Raw genomic sequence first — 1,628 nt, 5'->3', positions numbered from 1 at the left:
GTCGTACCCCACGATGCCGCCCCTGCCCACGCCGCCCGAGGCCGGCCAGCCCACCGAGGGCCGACCCGCGACCGGCCAGCACTCGCCGCGGCTGCCGCCGCACCCGCTGCGTCGGCCGGGATCGTCGCTGCCCGGCCAGCCGCGCAAACCGTCCTCGGGTATTCCGCCGCGGCCGGATGTCCCGTCGCAGCCCGGCCCGTCGGACCCGGCCGCCCGCGGAAACTTCGCTCCGCGGTCGATCCGCCCGCGCCAGCCCCGCTGCCTGCGTCCGACGCTCGTCCCGCGGCGGCACCCGTCCTCGACCCCGGTCACCGGCAACGACGCCGGCTGATCCCGCCACCGCCCGGCCGGAGCACCGCTGCGTGCGACGACCACCGGTGCGGTCATGAACTCCGGACGCCCTGCCCCGACGTCCGGCGGCTCGTCCAGGGCCGAAAACGTCCTCCCCCTTCGTCGAAACCGGCGAGGGGGGAGGACGCCCGGCTCCGCCGAAAGGCGGCCTACGCCTGGCCCGATCCCGTGGGATTCCCGGGGGACTTGCGGGTGATGCGGTAGTGCAGGACGAGAAACGGAATACCGAAAACCGAGAAGGCATGCTCGGCGCGTAGCTCGCCGTCCACGGAGTGGACCTCCAGCGCCTCGGCGAATCCATGGACGGCCAGGGCCGTCAGCCGCCCGTCGGACGGGTCCCGGGTGGCCAGGTAATGGCCGGGATGGTCCAGATCGCTGCGGCTGGTCAGGACCAGACCACCACCGGGGCGGGCGTGTGGCACCAGGGTCGCGGTGAAGCTGGCCTGCGGCAGCGGGAAACCGACACTGACATAGCCGCGGTCACCGAACCGGTAGGTCGTGTAGATGCCGACATAAATGGGTTCGTCGGTGTCGGCGAACGACCGGATCCAGCCGCGTACGGCCACCGCCTCCGGGACGGCACGGCCTGCGGCAGCACCGTCCGAGGCGGGAACGTCGGTGACGGGCAGGGTGATGGTGTCGATGCGGCTGTGGATGCCGCGCTGGGTCTCGCGCTGGTTCATCGGGACGTTCGCCTGCCCGAGCGGGCGGGCCAGCAGCGTGCGGTAGAGCAGGTAGCCGGGGCGCACCCAGAGTCGCCAGCGCGGCTCGATATCGAGGGCGAAGCGGGTGGTGTGCTCGTAGAACTCGCGGACCAGCGGATCGACGCCGGCCGGGTCGAAGTCCGGCCCGGCGAGCTCCCCGAGATCGGCGACGATGCCGATATCGGCCGCGGCGGCCTCGTAGCGTCCACCGAGTTCGTCGGCCAGGGCCCGGATGTACCCGGTGCCGACCCGACGCGAGACGGCCTGGCGGGGCACGACGAACGGCAGGTCCGCCGGGTCCACCCGCTCGGCGAGCAGGCTGACCTGGGCATCGGAGAAGACGAGCGCCGACAGGGTGCGCCAGCTCGCCATCGTCGCCGCGGCCAGCGCCGCGGCCGGTACGCGCCGTCGCCCCGGCAGGCGGGCCGCCGCCGTCCCGAGCGCCGCACCGAACACCGGCCCGAGCAGCACCTTCTGCGGGCGCAGCCCGAGCATCCCGGCCACCGCGCCGGTCGCCGTCCCCACCGCCACCGGACCGGCGCCCACGGCCCGCTCGGCCATCCGGCCGACGGG

The 1,628-nt window shown here is 74.3% G+C and carries 1 protein-coding gene and 1 pseudogene; one reads left to right on the top strand and one right to left on the bottom strand.

What is annotated here, in order from left to right:
* Positions 1 to 331 (top strand): annotated as a pseudogene (locus ND747_RS16270) (hypothetical protein); the annotation flags it as partial.
* A gap of 169 nt (positions 332 to 500) precedes the next feature.
* Here the strand turns inward: ND747_RS16270 and ND747_RS16265 are convergent.
* Positions 501 to 1,628 (bottom strand): hypothetical protein (locus ND747_RS16265; protein WP_251734456.1); only part of this gene is annotated, 1,128 nt, incomplete at its 5' end.

The sequence above is a fragment of the Frankia sp. R82 genome (assembly GCF_023716925.1).
In the GTDB taxonomy this organism is placed as follows: Bacteria; Actinomycetota; Actinomycetes; order Frankiales; family Frankiaceae; genus Frankia.
Note: the sequence above shows the minus strand (reverse complement) of the source record. Positions and strands in the feature narration are given on the sequence as shown.